The organism is Methylobacterium variabile (assembly GCF_001043975.1).
GTDB classification, from domain to species: domain Bacteria; phylum Pseudomonadota; class Alphaproteobacteria; order Rhizobiales; family Beijerinckiaceae; genus Methylobacterium; species Methylobacterium variabile.
In genome coordinates, this window is record NZ_LABY01000028.1 from 1 (window position 1) to 18,944 (window position 18,944).

Annotated in this window: 19 protein-coding genes; 7 read left to right on the forward strand and 12 right to left on the reverse strand. The window is 71.2% G+C overall.

The genetic code is table 11. From position 1 onward, the window contains the following. The first annotated feature begins 772 nt into the window (after positions 1-772). The 3 genes from atzD (at position 773) to VQ02_RS04630 (ending at position 3,408) form a co-directional block, all read left to right on the forward strand. Positions 773-1,897, forward strand: a complete 1,125-nt coding sequence (atzD, locus tag VQ02_RS04620; protein ID WP_048442993.1) for a cyanuric acid amidohydrolase — start codon at positions 773-775, stop codon at positions 1,895-1,897. 147 nt (positions 1,898-2,044) lie between these two features. Next, the gene (locus tag VQ02_RS04625) at positions 2,045-2,725 is read left to right on the forward strand and encodes a hypothetical protein (RefSeq protein WP_157080495.1); all 681 of its coding nucleotides are present in this window, start codon (positions 2,045-2,047) and stop codon (positions 2,723-2,725) included. Between the two features lie 236 nt (positions 2,726-2,961). After that, entirely contained in the window at positions 2,962-3,408 is a 447-nt protein-coding gene (locus VQ02_RS04630; RefSeq protein ID WP_048442995.1) for a hypothetical protein, read from the forward strand. A gap of 109 nt (positions 3,409-3,517) precedes the next feature. Here VQ02_RS04630 and VQ02_RS04635 read toward each other — a convergent pair whose 3' ends face one another. The 4 genes from VQ02_RS04635 to VQ02_RS36710 form a co-directional block, all read right to left on the reverse strand. Continuing rightward, positions 3,518-3,841 (reverse strand): c-type cytochrome, encoded by a 324-nt coding sequence (locus tag VQ02_RS04635; RefSeq protein WP_048442996.1) that lies wholly within the window; start codon positions 3,839-3,841, stop codon positions 3,518-3,520. Between the two features lie 55 nt (positions 3,842-3,896). Next, positions 3,897-5,189 (reverse strand): PQQ-dependent sugar dehydrogenase, encoded by a 1,293-nt coding sequence (locus VQ02_RS04640; protein WP_048442997.1) that lies wholly within the window; start codon positions 5,187-5,189, stop codon positions 3,897-3,899. A 121-nt stretch (positions 5,190-5,310) separates the two neighbouring features. Next, positions 5,311-6,753: an amidase gene (locus VQ02_RS04645; protein ID WP_048442998.1), complete on the reverse strand. Its 1,443-nt coding sequence runs from the start codon at positions 6,751-6,753 to the stop codon at positions 5,311-5,313. A 25-nt stretch (positions 6,754-6,778) separates the two neighbouring features. Next, positions 6,779-6,973, reverse strand: a complete 195-nt coding sequence (locus VQ02_RS36710) for a hypothetical protein (protein ID WP_157080496.1) — start codon at positions 6,971-6,973, stop codon at positions 6,779-6,781. 83 nt (positions 6,974-7,056) lie between these two features. Here VQ02_RS36710 and VQ02_RS36715 point away from each other — a divergent pair, with 83 nt between their 5' ends. Further along, positions 7,057-7,203: a hypothetical protein gene (locus tag VQ02_RS36715; RefSeq protein ID WP_157080497.1), complete on the forward strand. Its 147-nt coding sequence runs from the start codon at positions 7,057-7,059 to the stop codon at positions 7,201-7,203. A 132-nt stretch (positions 7,204-7,335) separates the two neighbouring features. Then, positions 7,336-7,473, forward strand: coding sequence for a hypothetical protein (locus VQ02_RS38045; RefSeq protein WP_167350708.1), 138 nt, complete (start codon positions 7,336-7,338; stop codon positions 7,471-7,473). 33 nt (positions 7,474-7,506) lie between these two features. On the opposite strand, the gene VQ02_RS34600 is transcribed toward VQ02_RS38045, so the two are convergent. Next, positions 7,507-8,172: a hypothetical protein gene (locus VQ02_RS34600; protein WP_053080231.1), complete on the reverse strand. Its 666-nt coding sequence runs from the start codon at positions 8,170-8,172 to the stop codon at positions 7,507-7,509. A gap of 206 nt (positions 8,173-8,378) precedes the next feature. Next, entirely contained in the window at positions 8,379-8,792 is a 414-nt protein-coding gene (locus VQ02_RS04655; RefSeq protein ID WP_048442999.1) for a hypothetical protein, read from the reverse strand. 206 nt (positions 8,793-8,998) lie between these two features. Here VQ02_RS04655 and VQ02_RS04660 point away from each other — a divergent pair, with 206 nt between their 5' ends. Continuing rightward, positions 8,999-9,721 carry a class I SAM-dependent methyltransferase gene (locus VQ02_RS04660; RefSeq protein ID WP_048443000.1) on the forward strand — a complete coding sequence of 241 codons (723 nt, stop codon included), beginning with the start codon at positions 8,999-9,001 and terminating at the stop codon, positions 9,719-9,721. Positions 9,722-9,758: 37 nt separating this feature from the next. On the opposite strand, the gene VQ02_RS04665 is transcribed toward VQ02_RS04660, so the two are convergent. The 6 genes from VQ02_RS04665 to VQ02_RS04690 form a co-directional block, all read right to left on the reverse strand. After that, entirely contained in the window at positions 9,759-11,060 is a 1,302-nt protein-coding gene (locus tag VQ02_RS04665; protein ID WP_048443001.1) for an MFS transporter, read from the reverse strand. An 82-nt stretch (positions 11,061-11,142) separates the two neighbouring features. Then, positions 11,143-12,696, reverse strand: coding sequence for a UxaA family hydrolase (locus VQ02_RS04670; RefSeq protein WP_048443002.1), 1,554 nt, complete (start codon positions 12,694-12,696; stop codon positions 11,143-11,145). Between the two features lie 113 nt (positions 12,697-12,809). Then, positions 12,810-13,553 (reverse strand): ABC transporter ATP-binding protein, encoded by a 744-nt coding sequence (locus VQ02_RS04675; RefSeq protein WP_048443003.1) that lies wholly within the window; start codon positions 13,551-13,553, stop codon positions 12,810-12,812. 14 nt (positions 13,554-13,567) lie between these two features. Then, positions 13,568-15,403, reverse strand: coding sequence for a branched-chain amino acid ABC transporter ATP-binding protein/permease (locus VQ02_RS04680; RefSeq protein ID WP_048443004.1), 1,836 nt, complete (start codon positions 15,401-15,403; stop codon positions 13,568-13,570). Beyond that, positions 15,400-16,275 carry a branched-chain amino acid ABC transporter permease gene (locus VQ02_RS04685; RefSeq protein ID WP_048443005.1) on the reverse strand — a complete coding sequence of 292 codons (876 nt, stop codon included), beginning with the start codon at positions 16,273-16,275 and terminating at the stop codon, positions 15,400-15,402. Before VQ02_RS04685 ends, VQ02_RS04680 begins: the two co-directional genes overlap by 4 nt. Positions 16,276-16,383: 108 nt before the next feature. Beyond that, positions 16,384-17,544, reverse strand: coding sequence for an ABC transporter substrate-binding protein (locus VQ02_RS04690; RefSeq protein ID WP_048443006.1), 1,161 nt, complete (start codon positions 17,542-17,544; stop codon positions 16,384-16,386). A 197-nt stretch (positions 17,545-17,741) separates the two neighbouring features. Here VQ02_RS04690 and VQ02_RS04695 point away from each other — a divergent pair, with 197 nt between their 5' ends. Beyond that, on the forward strand, positions 17,742-18,812 hold the full coding sequence (locus tag VQ02_RS04695; protein ID WP_048443007.1) for a malate/lactate/ureidoglycolate dehydrogenase: 1,071 nt from the start codon (positions 17,742-17,744) through the stop codon (positions 18,810-18,812). Positions 18,813-18,944 lie beyond the last annotated feature (132 nt).

Below are 18,944 nucleotides of genomic sequence, written 5' to 3' on the forward strand. Positions count from 1 at the left end.
CATTCGTAGGGGTCGAGCCCCCCGTGCCGGGCGCGCCGGGTCAGGGCGCCGAAGGCGTTCGCCCCGAAGAAGACGTGGCGGCGGGAGCCCACCGTCAGCGCCCCGTCGAAAGCGACGTGGGGGTTGTGCGGGGGCGTCGCGGCGAAGCGGGGGGAATCCGCCATCATGGCCCCCCCGGGGGGGGGGGGGGCGGGGGCCGAGGCTCTGGTACTCGCCGCTGGCGAGCTTGGTCACGCCCGGCAGCCGGCGGCAGGTCCCCCGGGGGGCGAGGGGGAGGCGGGGCCCCCCGGGCGAGCGGGACAGGATCAGCCCCCGCCGCTCCGGCGCCTCCGCCACCAGGGCGTGGGCGATCGCCCGCGCCCGGCGCAGGTGCCCGAGCCCGAACGTGTCGTGCGAGTAGATCAACACCCTGCGCGGGGCCGCGCCGGGCATGGGGCCGACGAAGCTCATCCGGCGGCCACTGCGATCCGGGCGGACGCCGCGAGGGTCGACCTCCGGGTCCGGCACGGCGCGGCACCCCGTGCGGACACGGCGGGCCGGTTGCGGCTCAACGGTATCGGCATCGAGTTGCAGACCTCCCGGGCACGGGACACCAGACTAGCGCATCCGCCCCCGGCCCGGCTACCCGGGCCGGGCGGTGCACCATGGATATGGCCAGGCTTGTGGCGGCGGGGGCATAGTTGGCCGCGAAGTTGCACCCGCCCGGCGCCGCGGCGCGGGCCGGCGTCCACCGCCCTCGGCCGAACGATCCGGAGCGCCGCGTGAGTCCCCGATGCCCGAATGCCTCGTCTTCCGCGTGCCGACCCGGCACCCCGCCGACGTCTCCGGCCTCGAGGCCCTGATCGAGTCCGGCGCCGTCGCGGCGCAGGAGATCGTCGCGGTGTTCGGCAAGACCGAGGGCAACGGCTGCGTCAACGACTTCACCCGGCCGCTCGCCGTGATGGCGCTGGAGGCGGCGCTCGGCGCCCGCCTCGGGCTTCCGCCCGCGTCCGTCGGCGCCCGGGTCGCCCTGGTGATGTCCGGCGGCACCGAGGGCGGGCTCTCGCCCCACCTCCTGATCGTCGCCCGGCGCGAGGGGCCTATGGCCGAGGGCCGGGCGCTCGCCGTCGGCACCGCCTTCACCGACGACTTCCTGCCGGAGGAGATCGGCCGCATGGCACAGGTGCGGGCGACCGCGGCCGCGGTCGGGCGCGCCATGGCGGCGGCCGGCCTCGCGGACGCCGCCGACGTGCACTTCGTGCAGGTGAAGTGCCCGCTCCTCACCAGCGCCCGCATCCAGGAGGCGGCCTCCCGCGGCGAGAGCGTCGCCACCCACGACACTTACGCCTCAATGGGCCTGTCCCGCGGCGCCTCCGCCCTCGGGATCGGGCTGGCGCTCGGCGAGGTCGCGGACGCGGCCCTCGACGACGCGGCGATCGGCACCCGCACCGACCTCTGCTCCGGCCGGGCCAGCGCCTCGGCGGGGATCGAGCTGATGCGCAACGAGGTCATCGTGCTCGGCAACGCGCCCGGGTGGAGCGGTCCCCTGCGCATCGCCCACCGGGTCATGCGCGACGGCATCGACTTCTCGGCGATCCAGGGCGCGCTCGCCGATCTCGGCCTGCCGACGGGCGGCCAGCTCCCGCCGGAGGCCTCCGCACGGGTCGTCGCCCTGCTGGCCAAGGCCGAGCCGACCCGCGACGGGCTGATCCGCGGGCAGCGCCACATCATGAACGACGACAGCGACATCAACGCCACCCGCCACGCCCGGGCGCTGGTCGGCGGCGTCGCGGCAGCCGCGATCGGGCGGACCGACCTGTTCGTGTCGGGCGGGGCGGAGCACCAGGGGCCGGATGGCGGCGGGCCGGTGGCGGTCATCGCGCGGGTGGGGCCCCAGGAGCAGACCCGCTCGGCTTGACCGCGCGTGACCGGCGGCAGGGCAGGCTCGGATCGCTCCGCCGAGTGGCCCTCACACAGCCGGACGGGGGCGCGTGGCCCTCCATGACGCGTGTTCGACGCGGGAGCCTTGGATGAACGAGGACGGGATCGATCGGGTGGCTGCCTCATGTCCGGAACGTGGACCGTTGAACGTCGCAACCTGTCCAGGTCGGGCATCGCCGTCGCGCTCGGGCTGATCGTCGGATGCGTTCAGACCGGCAGTCCGCGGGCCGGGCTGCTGGATCGTCGCGATGCGGCGCCCGCACCGCCATCGACGGCCGAAGTCCGGACCGAGCCGGTCCGATCGTCGGGTCTCGCCGCCCTCTACACTGCCGATCTGACGCGAGCCGTGGCAGGGGAGAAGAAGGTCGCGTTCGGGGCCTCGGGCGGCTTCGGCGAAATGGACTGCTCGCCCCCGACGATCAGCGGCGCCGACGCCGCATCGCGCACGCTGACGCTGACGCTCCCCGAGGAACCGGCCGCACGGCGCCGCGTGCTGGCCGTCGTCACGCCGGAGCGCGGGCTGCTGGAAATCTACTCGCCCTATGCGGACGCGAGCGAGTCCGAGGACATCATGGTCCCCTCTCACGCGACTTCCTGGTCGAAGGCGCGCACCCGGCGCCGGTTCACCGTCAGCTCCGACACCCTCGACGGTCTTCGTCCCCGCAGCGGCAAGCCTGAGGTGCTGTTCCTGGAGGCGGGCCGCTACCGGTTCGCGCTGCTGAACGGCATCGACGCCGCACTGCTCAAGGCGAACGGCACGAAGGTCAACGTCGAGGCGGCCTGCTCCTTCGACTGGACACCGTAGCGGAGCTTTCGGGGTGACGTGCCCGAGCGCCTCACCCGGTAGCGCCCCGCAAGTGAGGGGGGCCATCCGCGTCCCGGCCCGGACGTGGCACAGGTCAGGACCGGGATGAGCCTGCAGGCTCGGACCTGCACCACGGAGCGGATGACGCGGGCCACACCTCGATCCTGCGGGGAGCGGGAGTCGACCAGTCCGTCGACCCGACGAAGGGTCCTTGTATCTCCCTGACGAGGCGGACCATGCCGGCGATCATCCCGACGCACTATCTCGACCGGATGTGCGAAACGCGCGATTATCAGGATCTGGTCTGGATTTCCGGCGTGCTTTGCGGTTCTCGGTATTTCCAGTCACACGCGCCGACTTACGGCTTCCCGGACGCGGCGTTCAGCATCGTCGAGCGGGTCGCGTGGTTTGCGCAAGGAATTCGGTCAGGCGCCTGGACCTACTACGAGGCCGCCCTGCCGGAATGCCAGACCGCGATGCTGGCCGTCCTCGAACGCGACACGTCCCACCCGGATTTCGCCGAGAAATACGCGTTCGGCATGCGAGAATGGCGCGTGCCGACGGCCATGCGAGCCCTGGATCACTGGCTCGATGCCAGCGATGACCGCAACACGTCGATCGCCTGGCAGATCGTCGCCGCCAATCGCGGGCTCATTCAACGCCTTGCCAGTACCGATCGCTGATGCCCGCGATGCAGGGGACTGCTCCTCACAGCGGACTCCCGGCGGACGCTCCTCAAGCGATGGGCCGTGATCGAGGCCGCCGCCGAGCCATGCGATGTCCGACCGGAACTCAGCCCGGCGGAATCACATCGATCTGGATCCCGCTGTAATACGCCGCCAGGTTCTCGATGTCGGCGTCCGTCAGGTCCTGCGCCGCCACGGACATCACCTCGTTCTTGCGGGTGCCGTTGCGGAACTCGGTCAGCGCCTTGACGAGGTAGGGCTCGACCTGGCCGGCGAGGTTGGGGGCGTCGGGCAGCTTCGAGAGGCCGTCGAGGCCGTGGCAGGCCTGGCAGCCCACCGCCTTGGCCCGGCCGGCCTTGGCGTCCCCGGCGAGCGCGGGCGCCGTGGCGGCGAGCAGCAGCGCGACTGGGAGGGCGAGGGAGCGGGTCATGAGCATCACCTGGGAACGGGGAAGGGGCAGCCGGACGGCCGCCCCCGCAAAGGACCTACTTCTCGTAGGAGATGCGGTAGATCGCGCCCGCGGTGTCGTCGGAGACCAGCAGCGAGCCGTCCGGCAGCGTCGCGACGTCGACCGGACGGCCGAGATACTCGCCGCCCTCGGTCAGCCAGCCCTCGGCGAAGGGCTCGGGCTTGCCCGCGGTGCCGTCCTTGTTGACCGGCACGAACATCACCCGGGCGCCGATCGGCGTGGTGCGGTTCCACGAGCCGTGCTCGGCGGTGAAGATGCCGCCGCGGTACTTCTCCGGGAACGACTTGCCCTTGTAGACGATCATGCCGAGGTCGGCGGCATGGGGCGGGAGCTCCGCCTTCGGCGGCACGACGTCCGCCGGGATCTTGTCGTCCTTGTACTCGACCGTGCGGACATTGCCGCCGCCGTACCACGGGAAGCCGAAGTTCTGGCCCGGCTTGGTGATCTGGTTCAGCTCGCCCGGCGGCTGGTCGTCGCCCATGCCGTCGACCTGGTTGTCGGTGAACCACAGCGTCTTGTCCGGAGCGAAGTCCATGCCGACCGAGTTGCGGATGCCGGTGGCGTAGACCTCGCGGTTCTTGCCGTCGGCGTCCATGCGGATGATGCCGCCGATGCCGGTCCTGGCGTAGAGGTCGGCCTTGTCCTTCGGCGGCACGTTGTAGGGCTGGCCGAGCGAGACGTAGAGCTTGCCGTCCGGCCCGATGCGGCAGATCCGGGCGGTGTGGTTGTAGCTCTCCTCCGCCGGCGGGATCAGCTCGCCCTGCTTGACCACGACGACGGCCGGGCCGTCCGTCCCCTCGTAGAAGAACTCGGCCGCCGGGAAGGCCAGCACCCGGTTCTGCTCGACGATGGTCAGCACGCCGTCGCGGGAGAAGCAGACGCCGTTGGGGATCTTGAAGTCGACGCCCGGCGCGTAGACCTTCACCTCGTCGGCGACCCGGTCCTTGTCGCGGTCGGTCACCGTGTAGACCTTGGACTTGCGGGTGCCGACGAAGACCACGCCGGCATTGGGGCCGACCGCCATGGCGCGGGCATCCGGCACCACGGCGTAGAGCTCGATCTTGAAGCCGTCCGGCACCTTGATCTTCTGCAGCGTGCGGTTGATCGCGTCGGCGCGCCGGCCGGTCTGCGGGATCGGCGGCGGCTCGGCGACGCCGGTCTGCTTGAAGCTGCCGAGCTTCTCCAGGTTGTCGACCTTGGCCTTGGTGTCGCCGGCGGTCGCCGCCTCTTGCGCCAGGGCGACTTGTGCGAAGGCGGCTCCCGCGAAGGACACGCCGGCGGCGAGCGCCGCCATCAGGAAGGGCTTCATCAGGGTCTCCTCCGGGCAGCCGGCCTTCTCGCGTGGCCGAGCTTGTTGCTCGCTATGTATGGCCGTCGCCCGGCGGGGCGGCAAGCGCGGCAGGCCGCCGAACCTGTTCACGCCGCCGCGATCAGGCGCGCAGGGCCGGCGGCAGGGTGCGGTCGAAGCCGGTCGCCGCCTCGTAGGCCGCCGCGATGGCGAGGAGGTCGGCCTCGGCCTGGTTGGGGGCGATGAGCTGGATCCCCATCGGCAGGCCGGCGGGGTTGAGGCCGACCGGCAGGCTGATCACCGGGCAGCCCGACAGGGTGCCGGGCACCACCACCTCCATCCAGCGGTGGTAGGTGTCCATCGCCCGCCCGTCGATGCTGCGCGGCCAGGTGAGGCCGGCGTCGAACGGGAAGACCTGGGCGGCGGGGAGCGCCAGCACGTCGAAGCGCTCGAACAGCCCGCGCACGCAATGGTACCAGGCGGTGCGGGTGACGCTGGCGGCGTGGACGTCGAAGGCCGAGAGCTTCTGGCCCTGCTCGACCTCCCAGACGGCCTCCGGCTTCATCAGGGCGCGCTTCTCCGGGTCGCGCCAATGGGCCGAGAGGTTGGCGCCGGTGATCCACTGGCGCAGCACCAGCCAAGCGCGCCAGATCGCCTCCGGATCGAAGGCGGGACGAACCGGCTCGACCGCGGCCCCCTGCGCGGCGAAGACCTTGAGGCCGGCCTCGCAGAGATCGAGGACGCCGGGCTCGAAGGCGAGGTGACCCCCGAAATCCCCGATCCAGCCGACGCGCAGGCCCCTGAGCTCCCGCGGCCGCGGCGCGGCGAACGATGCGGGGTCCTGGCGGATCGCGTTCGGGGTGCGGGGGTCGTCGCCGGCCTGGACCGAGAGCAGCAGGGCGAGGTCGGCGGTCGAGCGCGCCATCGGTCCGTTGACCCCGAGCTGGGGCAGGAAAATCTCCTCGGTGTGGCCCGGCACCCGGCCGGCGGCGGGGCGCAGGCCGAGCACGTTGTTCCAGGCCGCCGGGTTGCGCAGGGAGCCCCCATGGTCGCTGCCGTCGGCCAGCGGCACCATCCGCAGGGCGAGCGCCACCGCGGCCCCGCCGCTCGAGCCGCCGCCGGCCTTCGCCGGGTCGTAGGCGTTGCGGGTCACCCCGAAGACCGGGTTGTAGCTGTGCGAGCCGAGGCCGAATTCCGGCACGTTGGTCTTGCCGATGAGGATCGCGCCCGCTGCCCTGAGGCGCGCGACGTGGAGCGCGTCGACCTCCGGCACGGTGTCGCGGAACAGCGGGGACCCTTGCGTGGTGCGCAGGCCCGCGGTGGCGGAGAGGTCCTTCACCGCGTGCGGCAGGCCGTGGAGCGGCCCGCGCGGGCCGCGCTCCGCCAGTTCCCGGTCGGCCGCTTCCGCCTCGGCCAGCAGCATGTCGGGGTCGCGCAGCGAGACGATCGCGGTCACGGCCGGGTTGTGCCGGGCGATCTGGTCGAGATGGGCCTGCATCACCTCGCGGGCCGAGACGGCCCGGTCGCGGATCGCCCGCGCGAGGTCGGTGGCGCGCATCATCACGAGATCGGAGGAGGGTGGCATCGGGACGTCCTGGAGCAGCGTCGCGTCAGCGGAGCACGGGCGGCGGCCCCTCGGCAAGCGCGTGCGGCGCAAGGGTCGGGGCGAGCGGCGGCGTCCCAGCCATGCCGGGCGCCACCGGCACCTCGACGCACACTCCATGGGCAACGCACGACGGCGGCGCATCTTTCAGCGCCGCGGCCTGGCCGATTTCGCGCCTTTCTGCTGCGGCCGGCAGCGCCATGCAGTAGATTGAGGCAGGGACGCCCGCGCGAGACGGGCGCCCGGAGGACGCGCCGGCTGATTGCGGCCCGAGGGAGACACCCCATGCACGACGTCGCACGGGCGCCGGACGCGCCGCTGCCGCGGACCGAGAGCACCGCCTGGTGGGCCGCGATGCCCCTCGACCTCTGGGGCGTCGTGCTGGCGGTGATTACCGCGGGCGGGCTGAAGCTCGCCGGGATCCTGCCTTAAGCCCTCCACGCCGCCGTCGCACTCTGGCCAAAACCCCGGACCAGTCTCCCGGCAAGGGTTTCGCAAGGAACGGCCGGCACGATCCCTGCCTGGCTCGAATGCGAATCAGTCAGCGCGCAGGAGGACGGTTCCATGCTGATGGCTTTCGTCGGACGCCTCACCCAGCGTTGGCGGGACCTCATCGCGACGCTCCAGGATCCGTACCGTCCCGAACTGCACTACATGCGCGGCCCCGGCCCGCGCTGGCGCGAGCGGCATCCGGAGGGCTGAGCCCGTCGACCGGCGCGCTCATCCCGTCGGCGATCACCGTGATGCCGGAGCGCGGCCCGGCCCTGCCGTCTCTCGGGAATCGACGTTGAGAATCCGCTGAACCCAGCGCCAGAACGGATCGTCGGACGTCCCGGCCAAGCCGTTCGGGATCTCGCCCAGGATGTCGCGGTCCTTGGCGGGAACGGAGACCCCGAAGCGTTCGACCAGCCATGCACGGTAGGCCGTGTTGCGCCCCGTCTTGCCAGGGGGCGCGTCCGGATCGTCGAGGCGGTCTCCGCTGATCTCGTCGTAGCCGATGGCGAGCAGCCGCAGGAAATCAAGCGGCGTGCGTCCGAGGCGGCAGACGAGCCCTTCCGAGCCGAGGTGCACGATCTGCCGCTGCCCGTCCTCGTCGAGCCAGAAAGCGACGTAGGAGCCGTCGCCCCCCGTTCGCGCGAACGGCACGAGCCGCTTCTCCACGTCCGGGATCGCGTCCCCGAACCAGTCTCGTCCATCATCGCGGGCCTGTGCGGGTGTGGCGACGCGAAAGAGGATCGCGGTGACCCGACCGGATTGCAACTCGGGCTCCCTGCCAAGCAGACCGAGCCTGTCGCCGGGATGAGCTGTACTCGGCATGAAGAAGCCATTCGTCTCGATCCAGTCGAACAAGGCGCGGAACTCGTCCGGCAACGGCAGCGTGGCCGGCAGTCGGTCGGCCATGTCTTGAGCATATCCCATGTGCATCCTCGCTCCAGACTCGTCCGGCGGCGGACCGTGATGGGGAGAACGGTCCCGTCCGGCGACCGGCAAAACCAGATGTCATCGCACCCGCAACGCACCGCTCCGGATAGCACTCGCGAGAAACTCCGCCGCGATGCCGGGAACCGCCTCTCAAGGATGGCGCACCGTCCGACGGCGGCGAAATATCACCCGGCCGCGCGAAGGCTGCGCCAGGCGCTCAGAGCATCGTCGAACGCCTCCGCCCGATCGAAGTACGCCGCGAGCAGGAACTCCGTCCGGCCCTCGGCGAAGAAGCCGTGGAAGGCGGGTTGGGGATCGTCAGCGTCGTCCTCATTGAGGCGGGAGCCGTAGCGGATCGCCGAGCCCGACCGTTCGATGCCGATGTCGTAGGCCGCGTCCGACTGTCGATCGATCCAGCCCGGCAGGGGATCGATGGCAAGGTCGCGTCGCCTCGCGTCGATCCAGAACGTGAGCCTCTTGGGCGTATGCCAAAAGAGGAGCGAACCATCCTCGACGCGACGTGCCATCGGGAATGGGAGACGAATGACGTAGCCGTCGAGAAGCTCCTGATCCGGCTCGACCAACGGCGGCGCTTCCATCGTGGCATCCTCATCCGTCCCCGGACAGGATGCCCGCTTCGTGACGGGGCTCCACCGGGGATGCGGCCCGCTCGCCAGCGCGGGCAGGCCGCCATGCGGTCGGGTTGGCCGCCCGAACCTCAAGATCCCGGTCGGTCCTCGCCAGCTTGCGCAGCGGCTCCGATCGGGTCCAATTCGCGGCTCCGTGTCATGACCGGAGCAGCCCCGTGACCGCCGCGCCCGATTCCGCCCAGAAGTTCGACGCCTCGCGCGCCGGGGAATACGAGCAGCAGAGTCGCATCGCGCTCGCCGGCTACGACGCCTGCCACGATCTCTCCGCCTGCATGCTGGCGGCCGCCCTCGGTTCGGGCCGCGCGGCGCGGGTCCTGGTGGCCGGCGCCGGCGGGGGTGCCCGGGAGGTCGTCACCACTGCGGCGCTCGAGCCGAGCTGGCACTTCACCGCGGTCGATCCCTCCGAGCCGATGCTGGCGCTCGCCCGCGCCCGCCTGGAGGAGAGCGGTCTCGACGCGCGGACGGAGGTGGTGCTCGGCACCGTCGGCGACCTGCCGGACGGCGAGACCTTCGACGCCGCGACGCTGATCGGGGTGCTCCACCATCTGCCGGGGGACGAGGCCAAGCGCGCGATCCTGCGCGATATCGCCCGGCGCCTGCGCCCGGGCGCGCCGCTGGTCCTCGCCGGCAACCACCAGCCTTACGCGAGCCAGCCACTGCTGCTCGCCGCCTGGGGCGAGCGCTGGCGCCAGCAGGGCGCCGGACCGGACGAGGTCGAGGCCAAGCGGGCCAGGATCCTGCAGGGCGCGGACCCACCGCATTCGGAGCAGGCGGTGGCCGATCTCCTGCGCGAGAGCGGCTTCGCGCCGCCGCTGCGGTTCTTCTCCAGCCTGTTCTGGGGCGCCTGGATCGCCCGGCGGAGCCCGAGCGCGACGTGAACCGGACCGCCCGGCGCCCGGGCGGTCCGATCCCGGTTCAGCCGGAAGCCGGCACGGCCTCGGCCAGCGTCGTCGGCCGGTCGGAGAGCCGGCTCGCGACCACGAGCCCGATCAGCGCCGAGGCCGCGATAATGAGGCCCGGCGCCGCCGCCCAGCCGGTGGCGCCGATCAGCGCGTTGGCGGCGAGCGGCCCGAGGCCGCTCAGGAGCGTGAAGCCGACATTGAGCGAGAGCGCGACGCCGCTGAACCGCACACGCGTGGGGAAGAGCCCGGCGAGCAGGAAGGCGAAGCTGCCATTGGCGCCGGCCACCGCCATGGTGAGGAGCGGCAGCACCACGAACAGGTTCGCCCCGCCCCGCGCCAACACCTGATAGGCCGGGATCACCCCGATCAGGACGATGAGGGCCGAGGCCTGCATCAGGCGGCGCGGCGGCACCCGGTCGGCGAAGAACGAGGCGAAGAGCAGCGAGGCCGACATGGCGAAGAGCGCCACGTTCATCGCCAGGGCCACCTCGCGCGGCGGGTACTTCAGCACCTGGATCAGGTAGGCCGGCATGTGGGCGAACAGGATGCCGTTGAAGCCGGCGGTGAGCGCCACGACGCCGATGCCGACCAGCACCGGGCCGCGATGATGGCGCAGGACCTCGCCGATCGGCCGGCGGGCGGCGCGGTGCTGGAGGCGCAGGAACTCGGGTGTCTCTTCCAAGGAGCGCCGCAGCACGAAGCTGACGAGCCCGACGACCCCGCCGAACAGGAAGGCGATGCGCCAGCCGTACTCGGCCATGGTAGCCGGCGGCAGCCAGGATTGCAGGGCGAGGTTCACCAGCGCCGCGAGCAGCACGCCGCCGTTGACGAGGCAGAAGACGATGCCGCAGGCGAGGCCCGGACGGCGCGAGGCGGTCTCGACCACGAAGGTGATGGCGCCGGGCAGCTCGCCGCCAATGCACAGACCCTGCACGAAGCGCAGCGTGACGAGGAGCAGCGTCGCCCACACGCCCCAGGTCGCGTAGGACGGCACCAGCCCCATGCCGAGCGTGCAGGCCGACATGGTGAAGACCGTGACCACGAACACGGTCTTGCGGCCGTAGCGGTCGCCGAAATGGCTCAGCACCAAGCCGCCGAGGGGCCGGGCGAGGTAGCCGACCGCGAACACCGCCAGCGACAGGGTCAGGGCCGCGACCGGGTCGCTCGCCGGGAAGAAGGCGGCGGCGATGTCCTTGGCGAAGATCCCGTAGACGATGAAGTCGTAGTACTCGAGCCCGCCGCCGAGGCTCGCGAGCAGCGTCATCTTCCATTGGCGGCGGGTGAGATCGCTCCCGCTGCTCACGTCCGGTGTCATTCTGGTGTCCTCCGGGGCCTTCTTGTCGTTGTGCCCCCGGAGCGCCCCATAATGCGGTTCGGCCCTCGCCGCTACCGCACCGCTACATCACCGCGCCGATCTGCCAGGGCACGAACTCGGCGTCGCCGTAGCCGAAGCCCTCGGACTTGGTGCGCTCGCCCGACGCCACGCGCAGGATGGTCTCGAAGATCTGGCGGCCCTTCTCCTCGATCGCGATGCCGTCGAGCACGTCGCCGCAATCGATGTCCATGTCGTCCTGCATCCGCCGGTACATCTCGCTGTTGGTGGCGAGCTTGATCGACGGGGTCGGCTTGCAGCCATAGGCCGAGCCGCGGCCGGTGGTGAAGCACAGCACGTTGGCGCCGCCCGCGACCTGGCCGGTCGCCGCCACCGGATCGAAGCCGGGCGTGTCCATGTAGACGAAGCCCTTGGCCGTCACCGGCTCGGCGTAGCGATAGACGCCCTGGAGCGTCGTGGTGCCGCCCTTGGCGGTGGCCCCCAGCGACTTCTCCAGGATGGTGGTGAGGCCGCCGGCCTTGTTGCCGGGGGAGGGGTTGTTGTTCATCTCGCCGCCGTTGCGGGCGGTGTAGGCCTCCCACCAGTGGATCATCTCGACGAGCTTGTGGCCGATCTCCGGCGTCGCGGCGCGCGCGGTCAGCAGGTGCTCGGCGCCGTAGATCTCCGGCGTCTCGGACAGGATCGCGGTGCCGCCCTCGGCCACCAGCCGGTCGACCGCGGCGCCGAGGGCCGGGTTCGCCGTGATGCCCGAATACCCGTCCGAGCCGCCGCATTGCAGCGCCAGCATCAGCTCGGAGGCCGGCACGGTCTCGCGCTTCGCCTTGGCGACGGCCGGCAGCATCTCGCGCAGCGCCGCGACGCCGGCCTCGATGGTGCGGCGGGTGCCGCCGGTGTCCTGGATGGTGAAGCTGCGGAAGGTCTCGCTCTCCTCGATGCCGTAGGCGCGCTTCCAGCGGTCGATCTGCAGGCCCTCGCAGCCCAAGCCCACCATGATGACGCCGCCCATGTTGGGATTGGCGGCGTAGCCCCACAGGGTGCGCTTGAGGATGTCGGCGCCCTCGCCCTGGATGTCGTAGCCGCAGCCGGTGCCGTGGGTGAGGGGAATGATGCCGTCTATCCCTGTGAACTCGTCGAGGAGGCCGGAGCGGCGCGCCTCTTCGGCGATGAAGCGGGCGACCGTGGCCGAGCAGTTCACGGAGGTGAGCACGCCGACGTAGTTGCGGGTGCCGACCCGTCCGTCGGCCCGGCGGTAGCCCTCGAAGGTGGCGCGCTCAGCCTCCGGCACCATCGCGACGGGCTTCGCCTCGGCGCAGAAGCGGTAGTCGCGGGCGAAGTCGCCCTTGTCCTCGCCGAGGCCCACATTGTGCTCGTGCACCCACTCGCCCGGGGCGATCGCCCGGCTGGCGAAGCCGATGATCTGGCCGAACTTGCGGATCGGCGCGCCTTCGGGAATCGCCACCACCGCGAACTTGTGGCCCCGCGGCACCCGCGCCGTGGCGGTCACGCCCTCGACGGCGGCGCCGGGCACGATCGGATCCACCGCCACCACGACGTTGTCCTCGGGGCTGAGGCGCACGACGCGGGGGTTGGTGGGGTGGAGCGGAGTCGAGGTGGACATCGGGGGACCTTATGAACCTCAGGGGCCCATCATACGGCCGTGAGGGACCGTCGGGCCATCGCGAATTCCTCATGCCGCTCCGGAGGCCCGCGCGGGCCTCCGGCACAGGCGCGTCAATGCGCCAGGGCCTCGGCCTTGGCCCGGCCGCCCAGGTAGGCGGCGCGGATGTCGTCGTTGGCCCAGAGGGCCTGCGGCTCGCCGCTCAGCACGAGCTGGCCGGTCTCCAGCACGTAGCCGCGGTCGGCGACCGAGAGCCCCATACGGGCGTTCTGCTCGACGAGGAGCACGGTGGTGCCGCGCCGGCGCACCTCGGCGATGATGCCGAACACCGCCTGGACGATCACCGGGGCGAGGCCGAGCGACGGCTCGTCGAGGAGCAGGATCCGGGGCTTGGCCATCAGCCCGCGGGCGAGCGCCACCATCTGGAGCTGGCCGCCCGAGAGCGTCCAGCCCAGCGCGTCGCCGAAGCGGCGGATGTCGGGGAAGAGCTCGAACATCCCCTCGGCCTCGTCGCGGATCTGGCGCGACGAGAGCCCTTTCCGGTTCGAGGCGCCGAGCATGATGTTCTCGCGGACCGTGAGGCCCGGGAAGACCCGGCGCCCCTCCGGCACGTGCGCCACGCCGCGGCGCACGATCTCCTCGGGCTTGAGGCCGAGAAGGGACTGGCCCTCGAACAGCACCTCGCCGCCGGCGGGCTTCACCAGCCCCGAGATGGTCTTCAACGTGGTCGACTTGCCGGCCCCGTTCGAGCCGAGCAGGGTCACGACCTCGCCGGCCTCGACCGAGAACGAGATGCCGCGCACGGCCTCGATCTCGCCGTAGCGCACGGTCAGGTCGCGGATCTCCAGGAGTGCCATCGTCGTGTCTCCCGTCAGGCCGGGGCGAGGTCGGTCTTGAGGCCGACGGCGGGACCCTCGGCCGATTCCTGGCCGAGATAGGCCTCGATCACCGCGGGCTCGCGCAGCACCGTGGCGGTGACCCCGTCGGCGATGCGCCGACCGAAGTTCAGCACCGTGATGTGGCTCGCCACGTCGCTCACCAGGGTCATGTCGTGGTCGATGATCAGGATGGTCAGGCCCTTGGCGGCCATCCGGCGCAGGAGCGCCGTCAGCGCGTTCTTCTCGCTCGAGTTGAGGCCCGCCGCCGGCTCGTCGAGGAGGAGCAGCACCGGGTTGCCGGCGAGCGCCCGGGCGATCTCGATCAGGCGCTGGTGGCCGTAGGAGAAGGACGAGACCGGCTCGTCGGCGCGAGCCTCGAGCCCGACGAAGGCGAGCGCCGCCCGCGCCCGCGCCTCGAGGGAGGGGCGATCGTGCGCCACGATGCCGTTGCCCGGCCGCTCGGCGCCGATCACCACGTTCTCGAGCGCGCTCATCGAGCGGAAGAGGCGAATGTTCTGGAACGTCCGCCCGAGCCCGGCCCCCGCGCGCTGGTGCGGCGCGAAGCGGGTGATGTCCTGCCCGTTGAGCCGCACCCGGCCGCCGGTCGGCGTGTAGAGGCCCGACAGCACGTTGAGCGTCGTGGTCTTGCCTGAGCCGTTGGGGCCGATCAGGGCGTGGATGCCGCCGCGGGTCACCGTGAAGCTCACCTCGTCCACGGCTTTCAGGCCGCCGAAGTGCTTGGACAGGCCCTCGACCTCGAGCACCGGCGCGGCGGAGGCCGCATCCTGGGTAAGCGTCAGCTCCTGGGCCCGGGGCGGGGCGGGCTTGCGCGGCCGCAGGCGCTTCACCTGGTCGCCGAGGAAGCCCCAGATGCCCTCCGGCATGAACACCACGATCAGGATCACGGCGAGGCCGTAGATCGCCAGGTAGAGGCCCGGAATCTCTTTCAGGAAGCGCAGCCACTCGGGGATCAGGATCAGGAGCCCGGTGCCGATCACCGCGCCGGCCGGCGAGCCGACGCCGCCGAGGAGCGCCATGGTCAGGAACACCACCGACTCGGCGAAGGAGAACTGGTCCGGGCTGATATAGGTGAAGCTGCCGGCAAACAGCCCGCCGCCGAGGCCGGCCAGCAGCGCCCCGATGGCGAAGGCCATCACTTTGGTGCGGTAGATGTCGATGCCGGTGACGCCCGCCGCCAGCTCGTTGTCGCGCACCGCCCGCATGGCGCGGCCGAGCCGGGTCTTGGGCATGCGCCAGACCGCGTAGGCGACGACCGCCAGCACGAAGACGCAGAGCGCCAGGTAGCTCTGGCTGTCGGAGAACAGGCCGGGGCGCTGGATGCGCGGCACGCCGTCCGGCCCGTGGGTGACCGGGATCCAGTTGATCATGACGAGGGTCAGGATCTGCTGGAACGAGATCGTCACCATGGCGAGGTAATGGCCGCCGAGCCGCAGCGTCGAGGCGCCCAGCACCGCGCCGAGGAGGAGCGCCAGCACCAGCCCGACCGGCAGGCAGAGCCAGAAGCTGACCCCGAGATCGACGGTGCCGAGGCCGACCGCGTAGGCGCCGATGCCGAAGAACGCCGCCTGGGCGAGGTTGATCTGCCCGCACAGGCCCAGCACGACCGTGAGCCCGATGACCGCGATGGCGTAGGTCGCGGCCTGCATCAGGATGTTGAGCACGTAGCCGCTGAACGGCGTCGTGGCGGCCAGCGCGATCGCCGCGGCGGCGAGCACCGCGTAGGCGAGGGTGCCGATGGGGAAGCGGCGCGCGGGGGCCGCGGGGGCGGACGCCGGGTCCGCCGCGACGGGGCGAGGGGAGCCGGTCATGCTTTCTCCGCGATGCGTTCGCCGAAGATCCCCTGCGGGCGCAGGGCCAGGAAGGCGACGAGGACGATGAAGGCGAAGGCGTCCTTGTAGGGCACCGAGATGTAGGCGGCGCCGAACGTCTCGATGATGCCGAGCGCCAGCCCGCCGATGATCGCCCCGGTGACGTCGCCGAAGCCGCCGATGATGGTGGCGGCGAAGGCCTTGAGCGCGATGGTGGCGCCCATCTGGATCGACACGAACAGCACCGGTGCGACCAGGATGCCGGCGATGCCCCCCAGCACCGCGCTGTACACGAAGGTCAGCATGATCATCCCGGCGACCGGGATGCCGAGGAGGGCGGCCATCTCCTTGTCCTGGGAGGTGGCCTGCAGCTTCTTGCCGATCAGGGTGTGCTCGAAGAACCAGTACTGGAACGCCACCAGCACCGCGGTGACGGCGATGATGAGGAGGTACTGGGTGTCGAGGAAGACCGGGCCGACCAGGAAGCCTTGCGTCTCGAACACCGGCGGCAGCACCTGCGGCTGCGGCCCGTAGAGGGCGAGCGTGGTGTTGGCGAGGAAGATCGAGGCGCCGATGGTCGAGATGATCACCGGCAGATAGGTGCGGTGGCGCAGGGGATAGTAGACGCCGAGGTTGAACAGCGCGCCCAGCACCGCCATGCCCCCGATGGCAATGAGGAACGACAGCCAGTACGGCCACTGCAGGTCGACGGCGAAGACCACCATCAGGAATGCCGCCACCATCGAGAACTCGCCTTGCGCGAAGTTCACCACGTTGGTGGCGCGAAAGATCAGCACGAAGCCGAGCGCCACGAGGGCGTAGACGGCGCCGATACCTATCCCTGTGAAGAGAAGCTGGAGGATGAGGTCCATGCGGGCCCGCCCCGGTCGGATGGAAAGGGTCGTGCCGCCGCGCGCTGGGCAGCGGCCGAAACGGCGTCGGGACGGCGCGAGGCCGTCCCGGTCAGGCTTGTCGAAAGATCAGGCCTTGTAGAAGTCGATGCGCTTGTCGAAGACGATGTTGCCCTTGTCGTTGCGCACCACGTTGTAGCCGTGCAGGCCGTCGCCGTTCTGGTCGAAGTTGTAGGTGCCTTCCGCCCCCTCGTGGCCGCGGATGGCGAGCAGCGCCTCGCGGATCGCCTTCGGGTCGGTCTTGCCGGCAGCATTGATGGCTTTCGCCAGCACCGTCACGGCATCGAAGGTCCAGGAGGACTGGTTGTCAGGGGCGAGCTTCATCACCGCCCGGTAGGCCTTGCCGAAGTTGCGCGCCGCGTCGCTCGATTCCTCAGCGTAATCGGCCACCCCGAAGGTGTTGTAGAGCGAGGGACCCGCGAGCTTGAGCGCCGTGACGTTGACGATCGAGGCCGAGCCGACCCAGGGCGCCTGCACGCCGAGCTGGCGCAGCTGCCGGGCGAAGATGCCGAGATCGTTCTCGAAGGTGAAGTAGGAGCCGATCACGTCGGCGCCCGACTGGCGGATCGCCAGCACGACGGGCGTGAAGTCCTGGCTCTGGTTGGTGTAGCCCTGGTCGAGCGCCACCGTCGCGCCGGACTTGCCGAGCGCTTCCGTCAGCGCCTTGGCGCCGCTCGTGCCGAAGGCGTCGGTCGAGTGGATGATCGCCCACTTCTTCTTGTTGAGCGTGCTGGTGCCGTACTCGGCGATCACCCGGGCCGAGAAGCTGTCGTTCGGCCGGAACCGGAACAGCCAGGGATTGCCGAGCTGGGTCAGAACCGGGTCGGTGCCGCCGAAGGCGACGGGCTTGCCCGTCTTGAGGATGTCGGGGGCCATGGCGTGGTTCTGGGTCGAGCGGATCGACCCGATGAAGGCCACGAGGTCGGGCTGCGAGGCGAGCTTGGAGAAGGCCAGCACGGCGCCCGGGTTGGTGGTCTGGTCGTCCTCGGTGACGAGCTCCATCGGCTTGCCGAGGACGCCGCCGGCCTTGTTGACGGCTTCCAGCGCGATCTTGGCGCCGTTGAGGGCGAAGCGGCCGGCATCGGCACCGGGCCCGGTCACCGGCAGCACCATGCCGATGCGCACGGTGCCGCCCTGGGCGCCCGCCGGGCGGATGATCGACGGTGCGACGAGACCAGTGGCCGCGACCGTGGCCGCACTCTTCAGGAAAACGCGGCGCGTCGTCCTCATCAGCGATATCCTCCCGAATGGCCGATGCTGTTAGACCCGGCCTTGGCCAGGATGAGACACCGGCAGCGCTGCCATGTCCACCCCCGGGATTAAAAATGCCGGGTCTGGTTTGCGTCGGACGCCCTCGACCTCGGGCCGCGTCGCGGCCATTCTCCCGGCCGCCAGAACTAAGAAACGGCAAGAATCGGGAGAGACCCATGCAGATCGCAGCAAGCGGCCTGACCGCCTACGTGCGGGACATCTTCTCGCGCGAGGGCTGCTCGGAGGCGGAGGCCGAGCGGATCGGCCGCTACCTCGTCGCCGCCAACCTGACCGGGCACGACAGCCACGGGGTGATCCGGGTGCCGCGCTACGTCGCATGGCTGCAGGAGGGCGAGGTCGAGGCCGATCGCACCCCGGAGGTGGTGAGCGACGGCCCGGCCTTCGCGCTGATCGACGCCCATTACGGCTTCGGCCAGACCGCCGGGCCCTTCGCCACCGAGCTCGGCATCCGCAAGGCGCGGGAGAACGGCGTCGCCATCGTGGCCCTGCGCCATGCCGGCCATCTCGGCCGCATCGGCGAGTGGGCCGAGCAGGCGGCCGCCGCCGGCCTCGTCTCGGTGCACTTCGTCAACGTGGCGGGCAGCCTCCTCGTCGCTCCCTTCGGCTCCGTCGACCGGCGCTTCTCGACCGCGCCCTTCGCGGCGGGCTTTCCCGTCGCGGGCGCCGAGCCGGTGATCCTCGACTTCGCCACCTCCGCGGTGGCCGAGGGCAAGGTGCTGGTCGCCTCGCAGGGCGGCAAGACGCTGCCCGAGGGCGTGCTGATCGAGCCGGACGGGCGCCTCTCCGCCGATCCCGCGACGTTGTACGGTCCCCTCGACGGGCTGGAGCGCGACAACCGCAACGGCGCGGGCGCGATCCGGGCCTTCGGCGAGCACAAGGGCTCGGGCCTTGCCCTGATGTGCGAGTTGCTCGCCGGCGCGCTCACCGGCTCGGGCACCGCCGGGCCGGGGACACGGCGGTTCTGCAACGGGATGCTGTCGCTCTACATGACGCCGGAGGCCTTCGGCTCCGAGGACGCGATGGTGCGCGAGACCCGCGCCTATCTCGACTTCTTCAAGAGCGCCCGGCCGGTGCCCGGCGGCGAGGTGCTGCTGCCCGGCGAGCCTGAGCGCCGCACGCGGGCCAAGCGCCTGGCCGAGGGCGTGCCGCTGCCCGACCCGGTGTGGGAGACGCTGCTGGCGGCGGGGCGGCCGCACGGGCTGGACGGGGACGCGTATCGGGGGTGAGGGGCTGAACCACCGGGCCTCTATGCTTTGCCGCCGGTCATCCCGGGCCACCTCTGTCCACGACTTTGTCTCCCGCGTCCGGCCGCGGCAATCTCGCCTCGCCAGCCGCAAAACCACGAGACACGGCGCCCG